The 20032-nt window shown below is 41.0% G+C and carries 12 protein-coding genes and 3 pseudogenes; all 15 read right to left on the bottom strand.

What is annotated here, in order from left to right:
• Positions 1-9: 9 nt before the first annotated feature.
• Positions 10-4956 (bottom strand): gliding motility-associated C-terminal domain-containing protein, encoded by a 4947-nt coding sequence (locus tag IPK31_08260; protein MBK8087926.1) that lies wholly within the window; start codon positions 4954-4956, stop codon positions 10-12.
• A gap of 258 nt (positions 4957-5214) precedes the next feature.
• Positions 5215-5796: a DUF420 domain-containing protein gene (locus IPK31_08255; GenBank protein ID MBK8087925.1), complete on the bottom strand. Its 582-nt coding sequence runs from the start codon at positions 5794-5796 to the stop codon at positions 5215-5217.
• Positions 5787-6503 carry an SCO family protein gene (locus IPK31_08250; GenBank protein MBK8087924.1) on the bottom strand — a complete coding sequence of 239 codons (717 nt, stop codon included), beginning with the start codon at positions 6501-6503 and terminating at the stop codon, positions 5787-5789. Before IPK31_08250 ends, IPK31_08255 begins: the two co-directional genes overlap by 10 nt.
• A 156-nt stretch (positions 6504-6659) precedes the next feature.
• The gene (locus IPK31_08245) at positions 6660-7085 is read right to left on the bottom strand and encodes a cytochrome C oxidase subunit IV family protein (protein MBK8087923.1); all 426 of its coding nucleotides are present in this window, start codon (positions 7083-7085) and stop codon (positions 6660-6662) included.
• Positions 7086-7120: 35 nt separating this feature from the next.
• The gene (locus IPK31_08240; GenBank protein ID MBK8087922.1) at positions 7121-7795 is read right to left on the bottom strand and encodes a cytochrome c oxidase subunit 3; all 675 of its coding nucleotides are present in this window, start codon (positions 7793-7795) and stop codon (positions 7121-7123) included.
• A gap of 31 nt (positions 7796-7826) precedes the next feature.
• Positions 7827-8312, bottom strand: coding sequence for a heme-copper oxidase subunit III (locus IPK31_08235; protein MBK8087921.1), 486 nt, complete (start codon positions 8310-8312; stop codon positions 7827-7829).
• 262 nt (positions 8313-8574) lie between these two features.
• Positions 8575-9374 (bottom strand): annotated as a pseudogene (gene cyoE / locus IPK31_08230) (protoheme IX farnesyltransferase).
• Between the two features lie 184 nt (positions 9375-9558).
• Positions 9559-11371, bottom strand: a pseudogene (locus IPK31_08225) (cbb3-type cytochrome c oxidase subunit I).
• A 36-nt stretch (positions 11372-11407) separates the two neighbouring features.
• Positions 11408-12499, bottom strand: a complete 1092-nt coding sequence (locus IPK31_08220) for a cytochrome c oxidase subunit II (protein MBK8087920.1) — start codon at positions 12497-12499, stop codon at positions 11408-11410.
• A 61-nt stretch (positions 12500-12560) separates the two neighbouring features.
• Complete coding sequence (locus tag IPK31_08215; protein ID MBK8087919.1) at positions 12561-13841, bottom strand: quinol:cytochrome C oxidoreductase; 1281 nt, start codon at positions 13839-13841, stop codon at positions 12561-12563.
• 36 nt (positions 13842-13877) lie between these two features.
• Entirely contained in the window at positions 13878-14531 is a 654-nt protein-coding gene (locus tag IPK31_08210; GenBank protein ID MBK8087918.1) for a cytochrome c, read from the bottom strand.
• 10 nt (positions 14532-14541) lie between these two features.
• Positions 14542-15132, bottom strand: a complete 591-nt coding sequence (locus tag IPK31_08205) for a DUF3341 domain-containing protein (GenBank protein MBK8087917.1) — start codon at positions 15130-15132, stop codon at positions 14542-14544.
• A gap of 21 nt (positions 15133-15153) precedes the next feature.
• A pseudogene (locus tag IPK31_08200) lies at positions 15154-15252 on the bottom strand (phage DNA packaging protein J).
• Entirely contained in the window at positions 15231-16673 is a 1443-nt protein-coding gene (gene nrfD, locus IPK31_08195) for a polysulfide reductase NrfD (protein MBK8087916.1), read from the bottom strand. The pseudogene IPK31_08200 and the gene nrfD overlap by 22 nt, the downstream one beginning before the upstream one ends.
• A 152-nt stretch (positions 16674-16825) precedes the next feature.
• Entirely contained in the window at positions 16826-19975 is a 3150-nt protein-coding gene (locus tag IPK31_08190) for a TAT-variant-translocated molybdopterin oxidoreductase (protein MBK8087915.1), read from the bottom strand.
• Positions 19976-20032: the final 57 nt, after the last annotated feature.

Below are 20032 nucleotides of genomic sequence, written 5' to 3'. Positions count from 1 at the left end.
GTTTGTAAATTATCGTACAAGCGTAATGGAACCTTTCAGTTGAATTGTGCGGCCATCACTCATCACAGCTCTTAATGCATACATATACACACCCACCGGTTGCGGCTTGCCGTTATCTCTTCCATCCCAACCCTGTGTGCGGCTGTTGATCAGTGCAATCTGCTGTCCCCACTGGTTAAAGATGCGCATCTCAAGCTTGTCAATATAATTACCGAATACCAGCAGCACATCATTCTTTCCATCTCCGTTTGGTGAAAACACATTTGGTACAAATACATCCTTATTTAATGGACGCACTGTTATAATATAGGTTCTTGCTGTACCAATACATCCGTTGATAGATGGTGTTACAGTGATGGTTGCAGTAACATTTGTATTACCTGTATTAACTGCAACAAAGGATGGAACATTTCCTGTACCGGATGAAGGCAATCCGATTGAACGATTTGAATTGGTCCAGTTTAATACTACAGCTCCGGGCGTTGAAATGAAATTTGTTGCCGGTAAAATACTGCCATCATTTACTGTTGTATCTGTTCTTACTGTTACAGATGGAATTGGATTTACCTGAACGCCGAATGTAGTGGCAGTCGCACACTGTCCTGCGTTAGGAGTAAATGTATAAACAGCATCAGCCTGGTTGCTGATTGTTGAAGGACTCCATGTTCCTGCAATGCCATTCGTTGATGTTAGCGGAAGAGTTGGAACTGTTGCACCAATACAAATTGAGATTGAATTACCAATGCTGAAGGTTGGTGTAACAATTGGATTCACCGTTACAGTAAATGTTACAACAGTTGCACATATTCCTGCAGTTGGTGTAAATGTATAGGTTCCTGTTGTTTGATTACTTGCAGTTGCCGGGCTCCATGTTCCGGTTACGCCATTATCAGAACTTGCAGGCAATGCTGGTACTGTTCCTCCTGTACAGATGGAAAGTGTTGTTCCAAAACTGAAGGTTGGTACTGTATTCGGTGTAACGTTAACAGTAAAGCTTGCAGTAGTTGCACACTGCCCTGCTGTTGGAGTAAATGTATATGTTCCGGTTGTTTGATTGCTTGCAGTTGCCGGACTCCATGTACCTGTTATTCCATTGGTTGAAGTAGTTGACAAAGCCGGTACTGTTCCACCTGCACAAATATTCAATACAGTTCCAAAGCTGAACGTTGGAGTAAGAATTGGATTCACCGTTACAGTAAAGGTTGCAGCAGTTGCACATAAACCTGCTGTTGGTGTAAACGTATAAACGCCGGAGTTTATATTATCAACTACAGAAGGGCTCCATGTTCCTGTTATACCATTGGTTGATGTTGCCGGTAATGCCGGTACTGTTCCGGCAGTACAGATGGATAGTGTTGTTCCAAAGCTGAACGTTGGTGTGATGTTTGGATTAACGGTAACTGTGAATGTTACAACTGTTGCACACTGTCCGGCAGTTGGTGTAAATGTATATACTCCTGAAGTTTGATTACTTACTGTTGATGGACTCCATGTTCCAGTTACACCATTGGTTGATGTTGTTGGTAATGCCGGTACTGTTCCGCCTGCACAGATTGTTAGTGCTGTTCCAAAACTAAATGCAGGAACAATATTCGTTGTAACGGTTACAGTAAATGTTGCTGTTGTAGCACAAAGACCAGCTGTTGGTGCAAATGTGTACACAGCTGAATTTTGATTGTCAACAACTGATGGACTCCATGTTCCGGTTATTCCATTCGCTGATGTTGTTGGTAGTGCCGGTACTGTTCCGCCTGCGCAAATAACCAGCGTTGTTCCAAAACTGAATGTTGGTGTTATGTTCGGGTTTACAGTTACTGTGAAAGTTGCTGTCGTTGCACAAGGTCCTGCATCAGGAGTAAATGTATAAACGCCTGAGTTTTGATTATCAACAACTGCCGGGCTCCATGTTCCTGCAATTCCATTTGTTGATGTGTTTGGAAGTGTTGGAACTGTTCCGCCTGCGCAAATCGTTAACGCAGTTCCAAAACTGAATGTTGGAATAATATTCGGAGTAACAGTTACAGTGAATGTTACAGTAGTTGCACACAATCCCGCTGTTGGTGTAAATGTGTATACACCTGAGTTTTGATTATCTACTGTTGATGGGCTCCATGTTCCGGTTATACCATTCGTTGATGTGGTTGGTAGTGTTGGAACATTTGCTCCGGCACAAACTGTTATTGCAGTTCCAAAAGCAAAGGTTGGTGTAACATTTGGGTTAACTGTTACAGTAAAAGTTGCAGTAGTTGCACACAATCCGGCTGTTGGTGTGAATGTGTATACACCTGAACTTTGATTATCTACAACCGATGGGCTCCAGGTTCCAGTAATATTATTGGTTGATGTTGTTGGTAATGCCGGCACTGTTCCGCCTGCACAAATCGTTAATGCAGTTCCAAAATTGAATGTTGGTGTGATATTCGGGTTAACTGTTACAGTAAATGTTGCAGTTGTTGCACACAACCCTGCTGTTGGAGTAAATGTATAAACACCTGAGTTCTGATTATCAACTACAGCCGGGTTCCATGTTCCGGTAATGCCGTTGGTTGATGTAGTTGGTAAAGTTGGAACGGTTCCTCCTGCGCAAATAGTCAATGCTGTTCCAAAACTAAACGTTGGTACAATATTCGGAGCAATCGTAACTGTAAAGGTTGCAGTAGTTGCACACTGTCCTGCTGTTGGTGTAAATGTGTAAACACCTGAATTCTGATTATCTACAGTTGATGGACTCCATGTTCCGGTTATACCATTGGTTGATGTAGTTGGTAAAGTTGGAACGGTTCCTCCTGCGCAAATAGTCAATGCTGTTCCAAAGCTAAACGTTGGTATAACATTCGGATTTACAGTAACAGTAAAGGTTGCTGTGGTTGCACACAACCCAGCTGTCGGTGTAAATGTGTACACACCAGAGTTTTGATTATCTACTGTTGACGGACTCCATGTTCCGGTTATAGCATTCGTTGATGTAGTTGGTAACGTTGGTACAGTTCCTCCTGCACAAATCATTAGTGTTGTACCAAAGCTGAATGTTGGTGTAATATTCGGTGCAACAGTTACAGTAAAGGTTGCTGTTGTAGCACACTGTCCTGCTGTTGGTGTAAATGTATAGGTTCCTGAATTTTGATTATCTACTGTTGACGGACTCCATGTTCCGGTAATTCCATTGGTTGAAGAATTCGGCAATGTTGGAACAGTTCCGCCTGCACAAATATTCAATGCAGTACCAAAGCTGAATGTTGGTGTAATGTTCGGTGCAACAGTTACAGTAAATGTTGTTGTTGTTGCACAAAGTCCTGCTGTTGGTGTAAATGTGTACACACCTGAATTCTGATTGTCAACTACAGATGGACTCCATGTTCCGGTAACTCCATTGGTTGATGTAGTTGGAAGTGTTGGAACAGTTCCGCCTGCACAAATATTTAACGTTGTTCCAAAACTGAATACCGGAGTTATATTTGGATTAACTGTAACAGTTAATGATGTTGTGGTTGCACACTGTCCTGCTGTTGGTGTAAAGGTATAGGTGCCTGAATTTTGATTATCTGCAACAGATGGACTCCATGTTCCGGTTATACTATTTGTTGATGTTGTTGGTAATGTCGGAACAGCCCCCCCTGCACAAATCGTTAAGGCAGTTCCAAAGCTGAATGTTGGTGTAATGTTTGGTGCAACTGTAACTGTAAATGTTGTTGGGTTTGCACACAAGCCTGCTGTTGGTGTAAATGTATACACACCTGAATTCTGATTGTCAACAACGGCCGGGCTCCAGGTTCCGGTGATAAGATTGGTTGATGTATTTGGTAACGTTGGAACAGCACCTCCGGCGCAAATTGTTCTTGTTGTTCCAAAACTGAATGTTGGTGTTGTTCTTGGAGTAACTGTAACAGTAATTGTTACCGGTAATCCGCACTGACCAGTGTTTGGTGTAAATGTGTAATTTCCTGTTGCAAGATTATTAATAACAGCCGGGCTCCATGTTCCTGTTACACCATTATTTGATGTAGGTGGCAATGTAGGTGCAGTTGTTCCTGCACAGAAAGGCGGAATACTGCTGAACGTAGGAATAAAAATCGGGTTAGATAAAACAACTCCTGTAAAAAGATTGGTTGTACATCCGTTAATCACCAAAGCAAAATTGGAATAGATTCCCGCATTCAATCCACTGATAATTACCTGGCCTGCTGCATTGGCAACAATGTTTACCGGTCCAACAGGTGCGCCATCGTCTGTATAAGAAACAGCATAGGTTTCGCCTGCTACTAATCCACTGATAGTAACAGAACCTTCTGTACCATTGCAGGATGTTGGATTATTACTTGTAATTGTTGGCGCCTGTATAGAAAAGTTTGCTTTATAATTTGCGCCACTGTTATTTAAAACAACAAGGTCATTACATAAAGATGTAGATGTAAACGAACCTGCAACATCATAATATACTTCCAGTATATAATTACCTGCGGGATAATTTGTAAGATTAACTGGTGCATAAGGAATTGTTGTTCCGTCAGCAATTACACGTTGCCATTTCTGATCACCTGCAATACAACTGCCGCCCGTTGGGAACTGGCTGGTTGGTACATCACAATTATCTGCCAATGGAAGATCAATACTGTTGAAAGCACCAGGTACTCCGCTCTGCAGGTAAACACGATAATACATACGAACGCTGCAAACATTAGCAACGCCCGGGTTTTTAAATGTTCTTACTTCTGCACCACGCAGAATAAGTGTTCCTGAATTTTGAGTATGTGCTCCAAGGTTTGCATTATTAAACGCATTGCCTGCGGGACCGATTAAATCAGGACTCGTTCCAGAAGTATTAAAGAAATTACTTTGATTACAATCGCTTAACCAAACTGCTGAAGCAGTTGTTCCATAAGTTTGGGCATTCGTATAATTACAGAAAAAAAACAGGAGGAAAACTCCTATCAGAGATAGTGGATATTGGGGCTTCATTGTAAGGCTGTTAGTTCAGGTTAATGTACTAATAACGCATAAACTTAAGTCATCTCATACAATTTATGAAGCGATACAGTATTTTTCCTGAAAGATTGAGTTTTTCTACTTAGCAGTAGATACAATACTATGTAGTTCCGTCCATTGGTTTTTTACGGCACACGAATGAGGGGTATTTCTTATTTGTGACAACTAAGAAAAAGAAAAATTCATTTTTTATTTGAAGCAGATAACCCTGAAATTTTTACAGATTCAAAATCAATTATAATACGGACTAATCATAAAAAAGACAACAACTCCCGTTATAGCAACATACAGCCACAATGGCCATGTAATACGTGCCAGTTTTTTATGTCGGTGATAATCGGCAGTTAAGCCACGGTAAGCAGTGAATAAAATAAATGGTAAAATAATTCCTGCAAGCACAATATGTGTAATGAGGATAAAATAATAAACAAGCTTCGGCAGCCCTGATCCGCCATAAGTTGTTTCACCCGTGAATAAATGATGGCAGATATAAGAAATCAAAAACAGAACGGAAAAACCAATTGCCCAGAGCATTAAATTCTTGTGTGTACGGTAACGTTTATCCTTTACTGCAAACAAAGCACCAAGCAAAAAGAGCACTACAAAAGAATTGACGAGTGCATTCAATCGTGCAAAAATGTGTTTATCAAAACCAAGGTTCCAATTAATGGTTACTTTTTTGAGGAATACTACAGCTGCAAATACAATTACACTCACAGTAAAGATGAGGAAGTAAGCCAGCTTATCATTTTTTTTAATGGATGCAGGCAATGGCGTTCCTCTTCTGTGGTGTCTGTGACTTTTTACTTCCATGGGTAATTATTATTTTCTGAAAAGGTTACGTTTTTCTTTTTGTCTTTTTCTAAAAACAACAAGCCAATATCACGGGCCATTTTAGTAAGGGCTGCGGAATCAGTTCCATCATACCAGCCACGTATTACACGGTCTTTATCGAGTAAATAAAATTTGCTTGTATGGATGAACGAAGTGTCAACGATGCCTCCATCAACTGTAGCCGCCTTAAATTCATTGAAAGCAAGATCGTAAATGGTTTTCTTATCTCCTGTTAAAAACCACCAGTTGTTATGCCTTACTTTATATTTATCAGCATACCGTTTCAATACCTGTACACTGTCTCTTTCAGGATCAACTGAAAAAGAAATAAACTGGACCAATGAATCTGTTTTCAAAAATGCATCCTGCATTTTCTTCATGTTCTTTGTGAGAGTGGGGCAGGGATTGGGGCAGCGGGTAAAAAAATAATCCACTACCAGTATCTTTCCCTTTACATCATCTGCAGAAACTGTTTTGCCCAGTTGATTAGTAAATGAAAAATTGGATATTTTATGCCACAGTGTATCGTGTACTCTTTTGCCGCTTTCTGTTTTTTGAGTTACAGAATCGAAAAAATAACGGCGGGGCATATCAACTGTACCTTCGCTTGCATATTTAACGATGAAGTAGGAAACAAGGGGAATTCCAACTGCGATCAAAACGGCCAAAACTGCTTTTTTGCTCATACTACTTCGCTCCTGGTTTAGGCAACCGATTTTCATACTACTTCGCTCAAGCTACGTAGTACACAGTACACAAATCAATCACTTCTTAAAAAATTTCGTCCCGACATTCCCTGTAAAAAGGAAAACCGGGACGACTAACAGATCAATCAAAAAAAATTATTTCAATCCACCTTCATGTGAAGGCGTAGTGGTCTGTTCATACTTTACCGGTTCTTTCGGATTGTATTCATTACGCAGGTTTTTCCATGAAGCGCCTTCGTACAGAAATGCAATAATAAACCAGATGAAAATCATTAACGGCGCAACAATGGTCATGATCAGGTTACGGATCTCATCACCCAGGTGCATAAAGATAGACACAATATAAAATGCCTTCAGCAAAGAAAGGATAATTACCACTCCTTTAAATGCAAGATCCAGTCCATGACTGAACTCAGTGAGATACAGCAAATAACCTATCCCCAATTCAATCATTGTAATGATCGAAAGAATGATCGTTGTTTTCCAGATTCTTTTCTTTGACTCATCGGTTGGTGCGTGGTGTGGAATGGTTACCTCTCCGCCAAATGTTTGATGCTCCATGTAATCAGTAATTATGTTGAAATTTTTAAATATTGTTATACAAGATAAAAGAACAGGAATACGAACACCCACACTAAATCTACAAAGTGCCAGTATAATCCTACTTTTTCAATCATCAGGTAATGGCCTCTCTTTTCAAACACTCCGGTTTGAGCCATAATCAACGCAATCAGGTTAATAATTACTCCTGAAAATACGTGGAAGCCATGAAAACCTGTTATGGTAAAAAAGAAATTAGAAAAATTTGTTGTTGCAACTGTTCCGTCAGCATTCGGAAAAGGATTACGTCCCCACCATGCGCCCTGATCATGAAGATGATGCCACTCCCATGCCTGGCAACCAAGAAAAGCCAATCCGCCAATAATGGTCCAGAACATCCATTTTACCACACCCTTCCTGTTTCCATGATGGCCTTCATGTACTGCCAATACCATGGTAACGGAACTCACAATCAAAATGAACGTCATTAAACTCACAAACACCAGTGGCAGGTTAGCATGCCCGGCCAAAGGAAACGAGTTAAATACTTTGTTGGGATCAGGCCATGAAACGCTGCTCATACGCACCGTTCCGTAAGAAATCAGGAAGGCGCCAAATGTAAACGCATCACTCATTAAAAAATACCACATCATCAATTTCCCGTACTCTACGTTGAAGGGACTTTTACCTCCACTCCACCATTTTGTGTTAACTGCTGCTGCTTGTGCCATTTATCGGTTTTTTATTGTTCTCAATTTTTTATCAGGATACCAGTAAGAAAAAAACAAACAAGTATATCCATAATAAATCTACAAAGTGCCAGTACAGGCCTGCGGTTTCAACCGGTGCTGTGCTGTAATATTTCATTTTAGAATTATACGTTCTCAGTAATAAAACAAAAAGTGCAATAATACCGCCTACTACGTGTAATCCGTGTACCCCTGCTATAATATAAAAGAACGATCCTGCCACACTTTCCTTAAACGTTATCTTCTGTGCCCACAGTTCTGAAAAGCCAAGAAACTGTGTAACTACGAAAGCAAGTCCTAATACAGCAGTTGCTGTAATCAGCGTTCTGTATTTTGATGATTGCCTGTTGCTCATTGCTTTTTGCGCCAGGTAAATCGTAAGGCTGCTTGCAATAATCAATGCTGTTGATAAGAAAAAGATCTTCGGCATTTGTACAGGCTGCCATCCGGCCTGGTTGCTTTTTACAATATATGCGCTGGTAAAACCGGCAAACATCATTGTAATACTTCCAATCGCAATCCACAAAGTAAATTTATGCGGATGCATTTTTTGATTTCTTTCACTCATAACCTTCTCCATGGCCCCTTCCTCCTTCTCCTTCCCCGAAGGAGAAGGAGCGGTGCTTTATATCGTTAATAAATTATTTATTCTCCCACATCAACAAAAGAACTTTACTCATCACTAATTATCTACTCAATACTTTCATCAACCACTCCGTAAAGCAAGCCTTGTGCTTTGCTATTCTCCTCCTTTGGGGGAGTTAGAGGGGGCTTACAATTTTATCTGCCAGTAATGCAAGTAACACAATCGGCAGATAGATATAACTGCTGAACATCACTCTTCTTGCACTCTTTACATCCATATTGATGTATAACCTCACACATTGCGCAACAATAAACAGGTTGGCTGCAATCAAAATCCACATGCTCACTACTCCGCTCATGCCATAAAAATATGGCAGCATGCCTACCGGTACCATCAGCAATGCATAAATGATGGTTTGTATTGCTGTAAACTTTGTTGGTCCCTGTTGGGAAGGCAACAGTTTAAATCCTGCTTTTGTATAATCCTGGTGTGCTACCCATGCAATTGCCCAGAAATGCGGAAACTGCCAGAGAAACTGAATGGCGAATAAAATCCATCCACCCGTCCATGAAAATTCTTCTCCATCATTATAAGCAGCTGCCCATCCAATTAAACAGGGCAATGCCCCCGGTATACCACCAATCAAAACAGCAATTGAATTTATTTTTTTAAGGGAGTATAAACAAACCCGTAAATAAATAAACTGAACAAAGCAATTGCTGCAGCATACCAGCTAAAATACAAACCTAAAATCAAAGAGCCTGTAATGGCTGCAATAAAAGCAAACGCTGTTGCTTCCTGCACACTCATTCTTCCACTTGCAACCGGTCTGCTTCCGGTTCTCTTCATTACTGCGTCTGAATCTTTTTCTGCTATCTGGTTAATGGCGTTGGCACTTCCTGTTACCAGCATGCCGCCCAAAAACAATAACAGTATACTTAAAAGATCATATTCAACAATATTCGGTGCCAGCATATACGAAATAACACTGCTGAATACCACTGTAAAACTGAGTGTAAACTTCACAAGTTCCTTGTAATCCTTCAGCTTACTCTTTGCTGCTGAAAAAAAACTGATCTTTCCTTCTTCCTCTTTATCTGCCCTTTTACTGCTCAAAATAGTTTATATAAAAATGAACCTCTGTTACTTTCAGCAACAATTAATGTTTGCTTTCATCCGCACCAACCGGTGTTGTTTGCGGAATAAATTCATGCCCGTCTTTTGCATAATCATATGCCCAGCGGTGTACTTCAGGAATTTCACCTTCCCAGTTACCGTGACCCGGATTAATTGGTGTAGTCCACTCCAGTGTATTTGAACCCCATGGATTTTGTGTGGTTACTTTTCTTCCTTTCCAGATGCTGTAGAAGAAGTTTAAAATAAACAGAATCTGTGTAAGGAATACAATGATGGCAACAATACTGATGAACTGATTGAGTGTACCAAACTGTTTGAATGATTCCCAGATATCATATTTATAATAACGGCGTGGCATACCGGCCAGTCCTTCGTAATGCATTGGCCAGAAAATAAGATATGCACCAATCATAGTAACCCAGAAATGGATATAACCAAGTGTATTGTTTAAATAACGGCCATACATTTTTGGATACCAGTGATAAATACCTGCAAACATTCCGAACATAGAAGCCACACCCATTACAATATGGAAGTGAGCAATTACAAAGTATGTATCGTGCAGGTGAATATCAAGTGATGAGTTACCAAGGAAGATCCCTGTTAAACCACCCGAGATAAACAGACTCACAAAACCGATAGCAAACAGCATTCCCGGTGTGAATCTGATATTTCCTTTCCATAAAGTAGTTAACCAGTTAAATACTTTGATGGCACTTGGTACCGCAATCAGCAATGTAAGTAATACAAAGAATGCACCCAGAAACGGATTCAACCCGGTTACAAACATATGATGTGCCCATACGAGGAAGGCAAGAATGGTAATGGCAAATAATGATCCCACCATTGCCATATAACCAAAGATTGGTTTGCGGCTGTTAACCGACATAATTTCTGATGCCATACCCATTGCCGGCAGCAGGATAATATATACTTCAGGGTGACCAAGGAACCAGAACAGATGCTGATAAAGAATTGCACTGCCTCCTTCATTTGGTAATGCCTGCCCATTGATGAATATATCACTCAGATAAAAACTTGTTCCAAAATGACGGTCAAATATCAATAAGATAAAACCAGAGAATAATACAGGGAACGATAATACACCCAGTACGGCTGTAAAGAAAAGTGCCCAAATCGTTAACGGTAAACGGGTCATGCTCATCCCTTTTGTACGCATGTTCAGGATGGTTGCGATATAATTCAAGCCTCCCAATAAAGAAGAAACTACGAACAATGCCATTGATACCAGCCAGAGATCCATGCCCACTTTCGAACCGGGAGATGCTTCACCCAATGCACTTAATGGTGGATAAGCCGTCCAGCCTCCGCTGAATGGACCGGTTTGTACGAATAAAGAAGACAGCATTACAATACCTGCTGTAAAGAAGAACCAGAATGAAAGCATATTCAGAAAAGGCGAAGCCATATCTCTTGCTCCTACCTGTAATGGTATTAAGAAGTTTGCGAACGTACCACTCAACCCCTGCCGTTAATACAAAGAACACCAACACAGTTCCGTGCATGGTTACCAATGCATAATATGCTTCGGGCTGTAACTGACCGCCTTTGGCCCAATCGCCCAAAAGAGCTTCCATCCATGGAAACTTTGCATCGGGATATCCTAACTGCAAACGGAAGATCACAGAAAACAAACCTCCGATCAATGCCCAGAACATTCCTGTTATCAGGAATTGCTTGGCGATTGTTTTGTGATCCTGGCTGAAGACATACTTTGTAAGAAATGTTTCATGGTGATGACCATGGTGCACTTCATGATGTGCTTCGTGCGGCACATTAACCGAATGCTCGTGTATATGTGTGGTTTCGCTCATACTGGGTAGTTATTGTTTATTCAATTTCGCTTATAATTATTTAGATATCACAGCTGCTACTACTGCTGGTTTTGCTGTAGTGTCGGCTGCAGGTTTATTGGATGGATCTTTTTCAGGATTTGCAACATAGTAGTTGGGTTTTTGCTTTGCCATCCACATGTCGAAATCTTCCTGTGATACCACTTCAATAATTCCCTTCATCGAGTAATGACCGTTTCCGCACATCTGATCGCAGGATATTTCGTATGCAAATTCAGGATTTCCTGTACGCTCTTTCATTTCCTTGGTTGTGTACTTTGGTGTAAACCAGATGGTAGTTGGAATACCCGGTACTGCATCCATTTTCATTCTGAAATGTGATAACCCAACATCATGAATTACATCACGGCTGTTGATGATCAATTTCACCGGGCGGTTTTTTACAACGTACATTGTTTGTGTAGTAACCACATCATCAAAATTGGCAGGGTCTGCTTTCAGTTTAAATTCTGCATTGTCTTCCCAAATCTGTCCGAGTGAATTACTGTTTTCGTCGCTGATTACTTTAAAGTATGTACGTCCAAAGTTTTTATCCTTTCCGGGGTAACGCATGGTCCATCCAAACTGCTTTCCTACAATCTCAACTTCTAAAGCTCCTTTTGGTGCATCCGATGTAATACGGAACCAGAACTTCAAACCAAATACAACTAATACGGTTAATGCAATTGCAGGTATAGCTGTCCAGATCAATTCGAGTTTTGTACTGTGTGCAAAGAAGGTTGCTTTTTTCCCTTCTTTCTCCTGATATTTCCAGGCAAAGAAGAATAACAGGAACTGAGTTAATACAAAGATGACTCCTGTTACAGCTGTGGTGATCATAAACATCTGATCAATCTTTTCACCTTCTACTGAAGCTGCTCCCTGAGGAAACAACGTGGAGCCATATAGCATTTTATTGCAGTACCAAACGCCGATAAAACCAAGGATCATAAAGCCCAGCAGCATAAAACCATTGATGCGGTTGGTTTGCTTGCGGGAACTTTCTTCCCCTTTTAACACACTTACATATTCACTGGCTTTTGTAATCTGGAAGATGACAATAAAAACCAGCACTGCCGATGCTATAACCAAATATGCTGTTGTACTCATAGCTTGCGCAAATATTTATGGTTGTTGAATTAAATTCGTTATTGTTTCTTTCGTTGCTTGCTTATGTATGATGAATTACACTTTCTTTTACTAATGGGTGGTTTTTAGGTAACAGGGATGCTTTCGTTAAATACCTTGCTGTAAGAAAAATAATCAATCCTAAAAATCCTGCACCAATTCCAAGGCTGTATAAAAAATGTCCGATTGTATTTGACTCCTGACCCAGTTCCTGCAAAGGACCCGGTGTAATCATTTGATAAAAATCCAGCCAGTGACCAAAGATGATAATAACGGCCATTAACGTTACTACAGTGTAGTTACGTTTTGAGCCACGGCGCATTAAAATTAACAACGGAGCAAGGAAATTGATGATCAAATTCAGTAAAAAGATTGCCTTAAAAGGCCCAGACTGACCCGGTATACCAATTCTGTCAATAAAATATTCTGTTTCTTCAGGCTGGTTACTGTACCAGATGAGCATGAACTGTGAGAACCACAGGTAGGTCCAGAAGATAGAAAAGGCAAACATGAACTTACCAATGTCGTGAATATGTTCATCGTTTACAAACTCAAGATATCCCTGGTTTTTAAGATAAATCACAAACAGCATCATTAAAGAAATACCGGCTACCCATGAACTTGCAAATGTGTACCAGCTGTACATGGTGCTGTACCAATGTGCATCAATGCTCATTAACCACAGCCATGGTAAAGTGCTCAAAACAGTTAACCCGTATGTTACAAGAAAGGCAGCAGCAATAGCCAGCGATTTCCAGTAAAAACTTGTATCACCCTTTGCAGCCAGATCTTCCGCCAAAGAATTTTTGCGGAACCAGTTACGGAACCAGATCCATAAACCAACAGCTGCCAATGATAATCCGGTATAGAAAACAGGGTTTAAAAAACTGCTTTTATGCGTAAGTTTTTCGTCCACTTTAACATGCTCCACATCTTTCCAGTGATAGATATGATGATCGTCAGAGATCCACACATACGATAATAAAATCACTAGGGCTATAGGTCCTAACACATTCATTGAACCTGAAATTGCTTCAGGTACACGACGGAACGCCAATGGCCAACCACCCTGTGCCAATGTAGTGGCAGAGATAAAGAAGAAACTTGCCGCTACAACCAGTAACCAGAAAATTCCATTATGCATCAGTGCCATCCAGAATTTTGTTGCGCCATATGCTTCTGCTCCATGGGCTTCACCATGACCGCCGGAAAACGGATGCAGGAATACGATACCGAGGATGAGTGTTAATACACCTACACCCATCAATGCGAAGCTCCATTTTTTTAATCCGCCCGGTATTTCAAATTGCTCTTTCAGTGCCATTGAAGTTCGTTTATAGTTGAATGTTAGTTTTGGCCTTTATTTAGTGGTTGCTTTTGTTGTATCTGATGCAGGTGCGCTTGCCGCAGCAGCAGTATTTCCACCGGGCTGCATACTTTTCACATAGTGTATCACCATCCATCTTTGTTTTGTACTCAGTTGTGAAGCATAGCTGCCCATCAGGTTTTTGCCGTAGGTAACTGAATACATCATTTGACCCATTGACATTTTCGATACAACCGGATCTGCAACTAAGTTTCTTGGAGCAATTGGATAAGGTCCGTTACCACCATTATAAATAGGGCCGTTTCCATCCAGTTTTGTTCCGTGACAAATTCCGCAATTAATCAGGTAAAGCCTGGCCGCTTCTGCCATACCAGCCGAATCTAAAGCAGGTAATGGGTTAACAACCTGTTTTGATGCAACATAATTTGCTGTATCGCCCACTTTATCCATTGCTATTGGAAATGCCGCAACACCACCACGTTTAATGGTACCTGCAACAGGCGATGCATCATAATTAATTCCTGCTTCGTTCAGATAGCTATGGTCACTGTAAGTTTCAACCGCACGGCTGTATGCCATATCGGGCATATAAATTTTACCTGTATCACGGCGTGGCCCATTGTTGCAGGAAGCTGCCGCCAATACTGTTGTAACCAATCCAATTAAAATAATCTTTGTTGAACGCATTTCAATATGTTTATGCTGTAACGATTTCTTCTTTTTCAAACGCTTTTTTTGTTTTGTCGTAACGACCCAGCCACCAGCCTGTTTCAGCTTCCTTTTCAAATATCTCCACTGCACCTGCACTCTGAAAAAACGCTTTCACCTCTTCGGCATTTGTTTTTTCAGTGATTTCAATGGGCATTACAAATAAATCATCTGTTGACCGCAGGTGGAAATGATCTTTCCGTACAAACGGTGCCAACTGGCACAGGTAGCAGAACGTCAACACCATACCAACCGCAGCACACAATACCGTTAATTCAAACACAATGGGAATGAACGCTGGTAATGGCAAATGTGGTTTACCACCAATATTCATGGGCCAGTCTTTGGTAAACACCCAGCTCATGAACGTTAATGCAGTGGTTGTACCTGTCATTGCATAAATAAAACCGGCAGTATGTAAACTTGTATCACGCAAACCCATTGCATGATCTAAACCATGAATCGGGAATGGCGTGTATACATCATGAATCTTATAACCTGCCTTGCGGGTATTTTTTACCGCAGGGAACAGCGTTTTTTCATCATCAAAACAGCCGACTACGAATTTTTTTACAGACATATTGTTTTTAGCTTTTAGCTCTTAGCTTCTTGCTGTAAGCTTGTTAACTATTTCAAATTTCAACCTCTTGCCTTTACACCCCTTTAGGGGTTGGGGCCTTAATGTGCATGCACCTGTTCGTGTGCAAACTCTTCTACAGTTTGTGCTTCAATCGGATCCATCTGCTCCTTGTAACTTTCACCATTTTTCTTGAGAATATGTTTGATCTCAGCAATGGCAATTACAGGGAAGTATTTGGAGAACAGGAAATAACAGGTAAAGAATAAACCAAATGATCCGAGATAGAAACCAACTTCCCAGATAGTTGGACGATAGTACACACTCCAGGATGATGGTAAGTAATCACGGTACAATGATGATACGATGATTACAAAACGTTCGAACCACATACCGATATTTACCACCACACTCATTAAGAATGTGAACGCAATATTGCGGCGGAGTTTTTTCACCCAGAACAGCTGCGGAGTAATTACGTTACAGGTCATCATCAACCAGTAGCTCCATCCGTAAGGACCGGCAATACGGTATTTGAAGAAAATATCCTGCTCATACTTTACAGCGCTGTACCAGGCCATGAACAATTCAGTTAAGTATGCACAACCAACAATAGAACCGGTTAATACAATAACCTTGTTCATATTTTCAATATGGCTGATGGTGATATAGTCTTCCAGCTGCATTACTTTACGTGTAACCAGCATCAGGGTTTGCACCATGGCAAAACCGGAGAAGATGGCACCCGCAACGAAGTAAGGAGGAAAGATAGTAGTATGCCATCCGGGAATAACTGAAGTGGCAAAGTCAAAAGATACAATCGTGTGTACTGACAATACTAACGGTGTACTCAAACCGGCTAACACCAGTGATAAACTTTCATGACGCTGCCAGTGTTTGGTTGAACCGGTCCATCCGAAAGAAGCAACACCATAAAATGCTTTTGCCCATTTCTTTTTAGCACGGTCACGAAGTGTAGCCAAATCAGGTAACAATCCACTATACCAAAACAAAAGAGATACTGTAAAATAAGTAGAGATCGCAAATACGTCCCAGAGAAGTGGTGAGCTAAAATTCACCCATACAGGACCTCTTGTATTTGGATAAGGCATTACAAAGAACGCCATCCATACACGACCCATATGCCATATCGGAAACTGACCGGCACAAATAACCGCAAAGATGGTCATTGCTTCAGCCGCACGGTTTACACCTGTTATCCATCCCTGGCGGAACAGCAACAGGATGGCAGAGATCAATGTACCGGCATGACCAATACCAACCCACCACACGAAGTTGGTAATATCCCAACCCCATCCGATTGTTTTATTCAGGTTCCACATACCTGTACCATACACCACTTCTTTGTAAAGACTCACAACACCAAACAACAGGAGAGCAACCGAAATAATGAAACCGATCCACCACAAACGTGATGGTGCAGCTTCCACCGGCTTACAAATATCCTCTGTAACATCGTGGTAGGTTTTGTGACCATCAACCAATGGCTCCCTAACCTGTGATTCGTACCTTAGTAATGACATACTTGTTTTCGCTTTTAGCCTTCAGCTATTCGCTGCAGGCTTTGGTTTTATGTTTTGTACTCAGCTTCAGTTTCTTTGTTCCTCTTCTGTTGCGTCGCACACTTCAACTTAACTTAATTCTATTCAACAGATCCCTCGGGATGACAGCAGTTTTAATGTGCTGCTTCAGTTGTTGTTTCCTTTTTCTCTTCGTGCTTTTCTACATGTCCTTCTTCTTCATGATTACCAACTGTATGCTCTGTATTTCTAATTCTTGCCATATAACTTACATTCGGCAAAACGTGTAATTGTTCCAGTACATAGTAAGTACGGTTTACACCTTCAGCCAAACGCTGTTTACGAACTGCACTTTCTTTATCATTTGAATTACCGAATACAATTGCATTGGTTGGACAAGCCTGCTGACATGCTGTTTTAATATCGCTGTCAACCATTGGACGGCTGTCTTTCTTCGCTGTTAATTTAGCTTCCTGTAAACGCTGAACACAGAAAGAACATTTTTCAATGACACCACGGCTGCGGACTGTAACATCAGGATTCAACACCATACGTGTTAAGTCTTCGTTCATATCAAGTGTTACTTCGTTGATTCTGCCATACTCAATCAACGGTTTCTGATTGTCTTTAAAACTGTCAGCACCATTCCAGTCGTGCCAGTTAAAACGACGTACTTTATAAGGACAGTTGTTGGGGCAATATCTTGTACCTATACAACGGTTATAAGTCATCTGGTTCAAACCCTCACTGCTGTGATTCGTTGCAGCAACCGGGCAAACGTTCTCGCAAGGAGCGTTATCACAGTGCTGGCAAAGCATTGGCTGGAATACCACATCAGGGTCTTCCATATCTCCGCTGAAATAGCGGTCAATACGCAACCAGTGCATATCATGATATTTCGCAACCTGTTTTTTACCAACAACAGAAACATTGTTCTCTGCGCTACAGGCAACTACGCAGGCACCGCAACCATTACAGGTATTGAGATCAATACTCATTCCCCATTTAATACCCGGCTTGTCATACACAGGATACAGTGTTCCTTCTTTTTCAAATTTCTCCAGATCAACACCACCATAATCTTTCAACTCAGCCATACGTTCGTTGATGAAATGTTTGGGGTCTTTCTGAATCGTTGCAAGACTTGCTTCCTTGATCACTTCAATACGATTGCCATAAGTGCTGTGCGTCTGCATCTGGGCAATGTCGTACATCTCGTCAGTCTTTTCGATTGTTACATCGCTGACACTATATTCATATGTCTGGCCATTAAAGCCAACCATTGGATAAATATTTTTACCTGAACCAAATGCTGCTCTTCCTGTTTTCTTACTGCGGCCATAACCGGTTGCAATAGCAATTGTATTTGAATTCATACCGGGAATGATCAATAACGGAAGTGAAAGATCTTTTCCTCCTGCTTTGATTTTTAATACAGGCTTTGGAGGATTTACTTCATAATCATCATCTGCTTTATATCCTAACTCTTCAGCTGTTTTTACAGAAATGATTGCATAGTTGTCCCAGCATGCACGGGTAATGGGATCAGGCATTTCCTGCAACCATGGGTTGTTGGCCATTTTACCATCACCAATACTTACTTTCTGATAAATCACCAGTTCGTACTTGCCAACTTTTTTGCTTTCGCTTAATTTGGCAACAGCACCAGCTAAGGCACCGCTATTAAATGTTGCACCTGCAACAGCTGGAGTGGCTGGTTCAATTACACCATCCTGCAATGCTTTATCAAATGCTGACTGACCACCGAGTTTAGTGATCCAGTAGTTTTTAAAATATGTTTCGTAATCAGTTACTGTACTTCCGCTCCACTTTAAGAGTGAAGTAGCAAATGATCTTGTTTTAAATAAAGGATGAATTGTAGGCTGAATAAAAGCAAGGTATCCTGATTTTGCTTCTGCATCACCCCAGCTTTCCAGGTAATGATGATCAGGTAATACATAGTTGCAGAGTTCAGTTGTTTCATCTTCTCTTTCGTTAAAAGAAATTGATACGCCAACTTTCTTTAACCCGTCTGCAAATTTTTTACTGTCTCTGTAAGTATAAACTGGATTAGCACCAAGAATGAAGATAGCACCAACGCTTCCTGCATTCATATCATTCACCAACTGTTCAAAATCAGCATCAACCCCTTTACGGTAGTTAACCGTTGTACCGAAGTTGATGGTTTTACCATTGGCACCAATCTTATCGTTGATTGCATTTACAAGAATCTGTGCATTTACATCATTGCTTCCGCAAACTACAAGAGCATTGCCACCAGCTGCCAATAATTCTTTTGCTGCTGCTTCAATACCTGCTGTCAAACGTTTATCAGTAATAGCAGGAGCCGTTACAGCACCGCCTAATTTTGCATAAAGAGCTAACAACACAGCACCAAGTTCGCTCGGTTTATGTGTATAACGTTCATCAGCACTTGCACCCGTCATGCTGTACATACTTTCAAACTGAAGAAGACGGCTCATGGTAGGGTTCTTCTCATCGATCTTTCTTCCTGCTGCAAACTGCTTTGCATATTCAACCGGGCTGATCCATGTTCCTAAGAAATCAGCACCAAAACTTACAAGCACTTTGGCGTTATCAAACTGGTAAGAAGGAATGCTGCGTTTACCGTAAGAAACCTCGTTTGCCTGTAAAATACCACTGTAAGAAATGGCATCATAAGTTACATGCTTAAAGGTTGGGTATTTTGTTTTGAACTCGTCAATCACCGTTTGAACAGAGGGTGAATTGAGCGTTGAACTTAAGAGTACAATCTGTTTGCTTCCAACAGCCGCTAAAGCAGCTGCAATTTTTTTATCAACTGATTCGTAAGTAGGAGCTTCTTTAAAACCATCTGCTGCTTTTTCCAATGGAAAACGGATACGGGCAGAATCATATAAACTCAGCACAGAAGCCTGAACACGCTGGGTAGTTGCACCTTTGGCAAAACCCATTTCATTTCCTTCGAGTTTAATGGGGCGACCATCTCTTACTTTCGCCAGCACAGGAACTACATCACCATCAAGCACAAACGTAGTTGCATAGTAATTGGCTACACCGGGAACAATATCAACAGGTTTGTTGAGGAAAGGAATTGCTTTCTTCACCGGAATTTCGCAACTGGCAGCCAATGTTGCTGCTGCAGTACTGAAGCCCAAGTATTTCAAAAAGTCACGGCGGGGTGCTTTCGCTCCACTGTCGTCCATTTCAAAGGGCAGATCCTCTTTAAATTCATTCTCCGCATCTGCATTGTATGCCTTTGTATTGTTCAGCTCTCCGAAACTTTGCCAATATTTTTTACTCATAATATGCTAATGTGCTGATTTGATAATATGCTGATGAAAAACCGTTACGGCTCTTTA

The sequence above is a fragment of the Chitinophagaceae bacterium genome, assembly GCA_016713085.1.
Lineage (GTDB): Bacteria > Bacteroidota > Bacteroidia > Chitinophagales > Chitinophagaceae > Lacibacter.
This window is presented reverse-complemented; position numbering and strand designations above follow the sequence as displayed.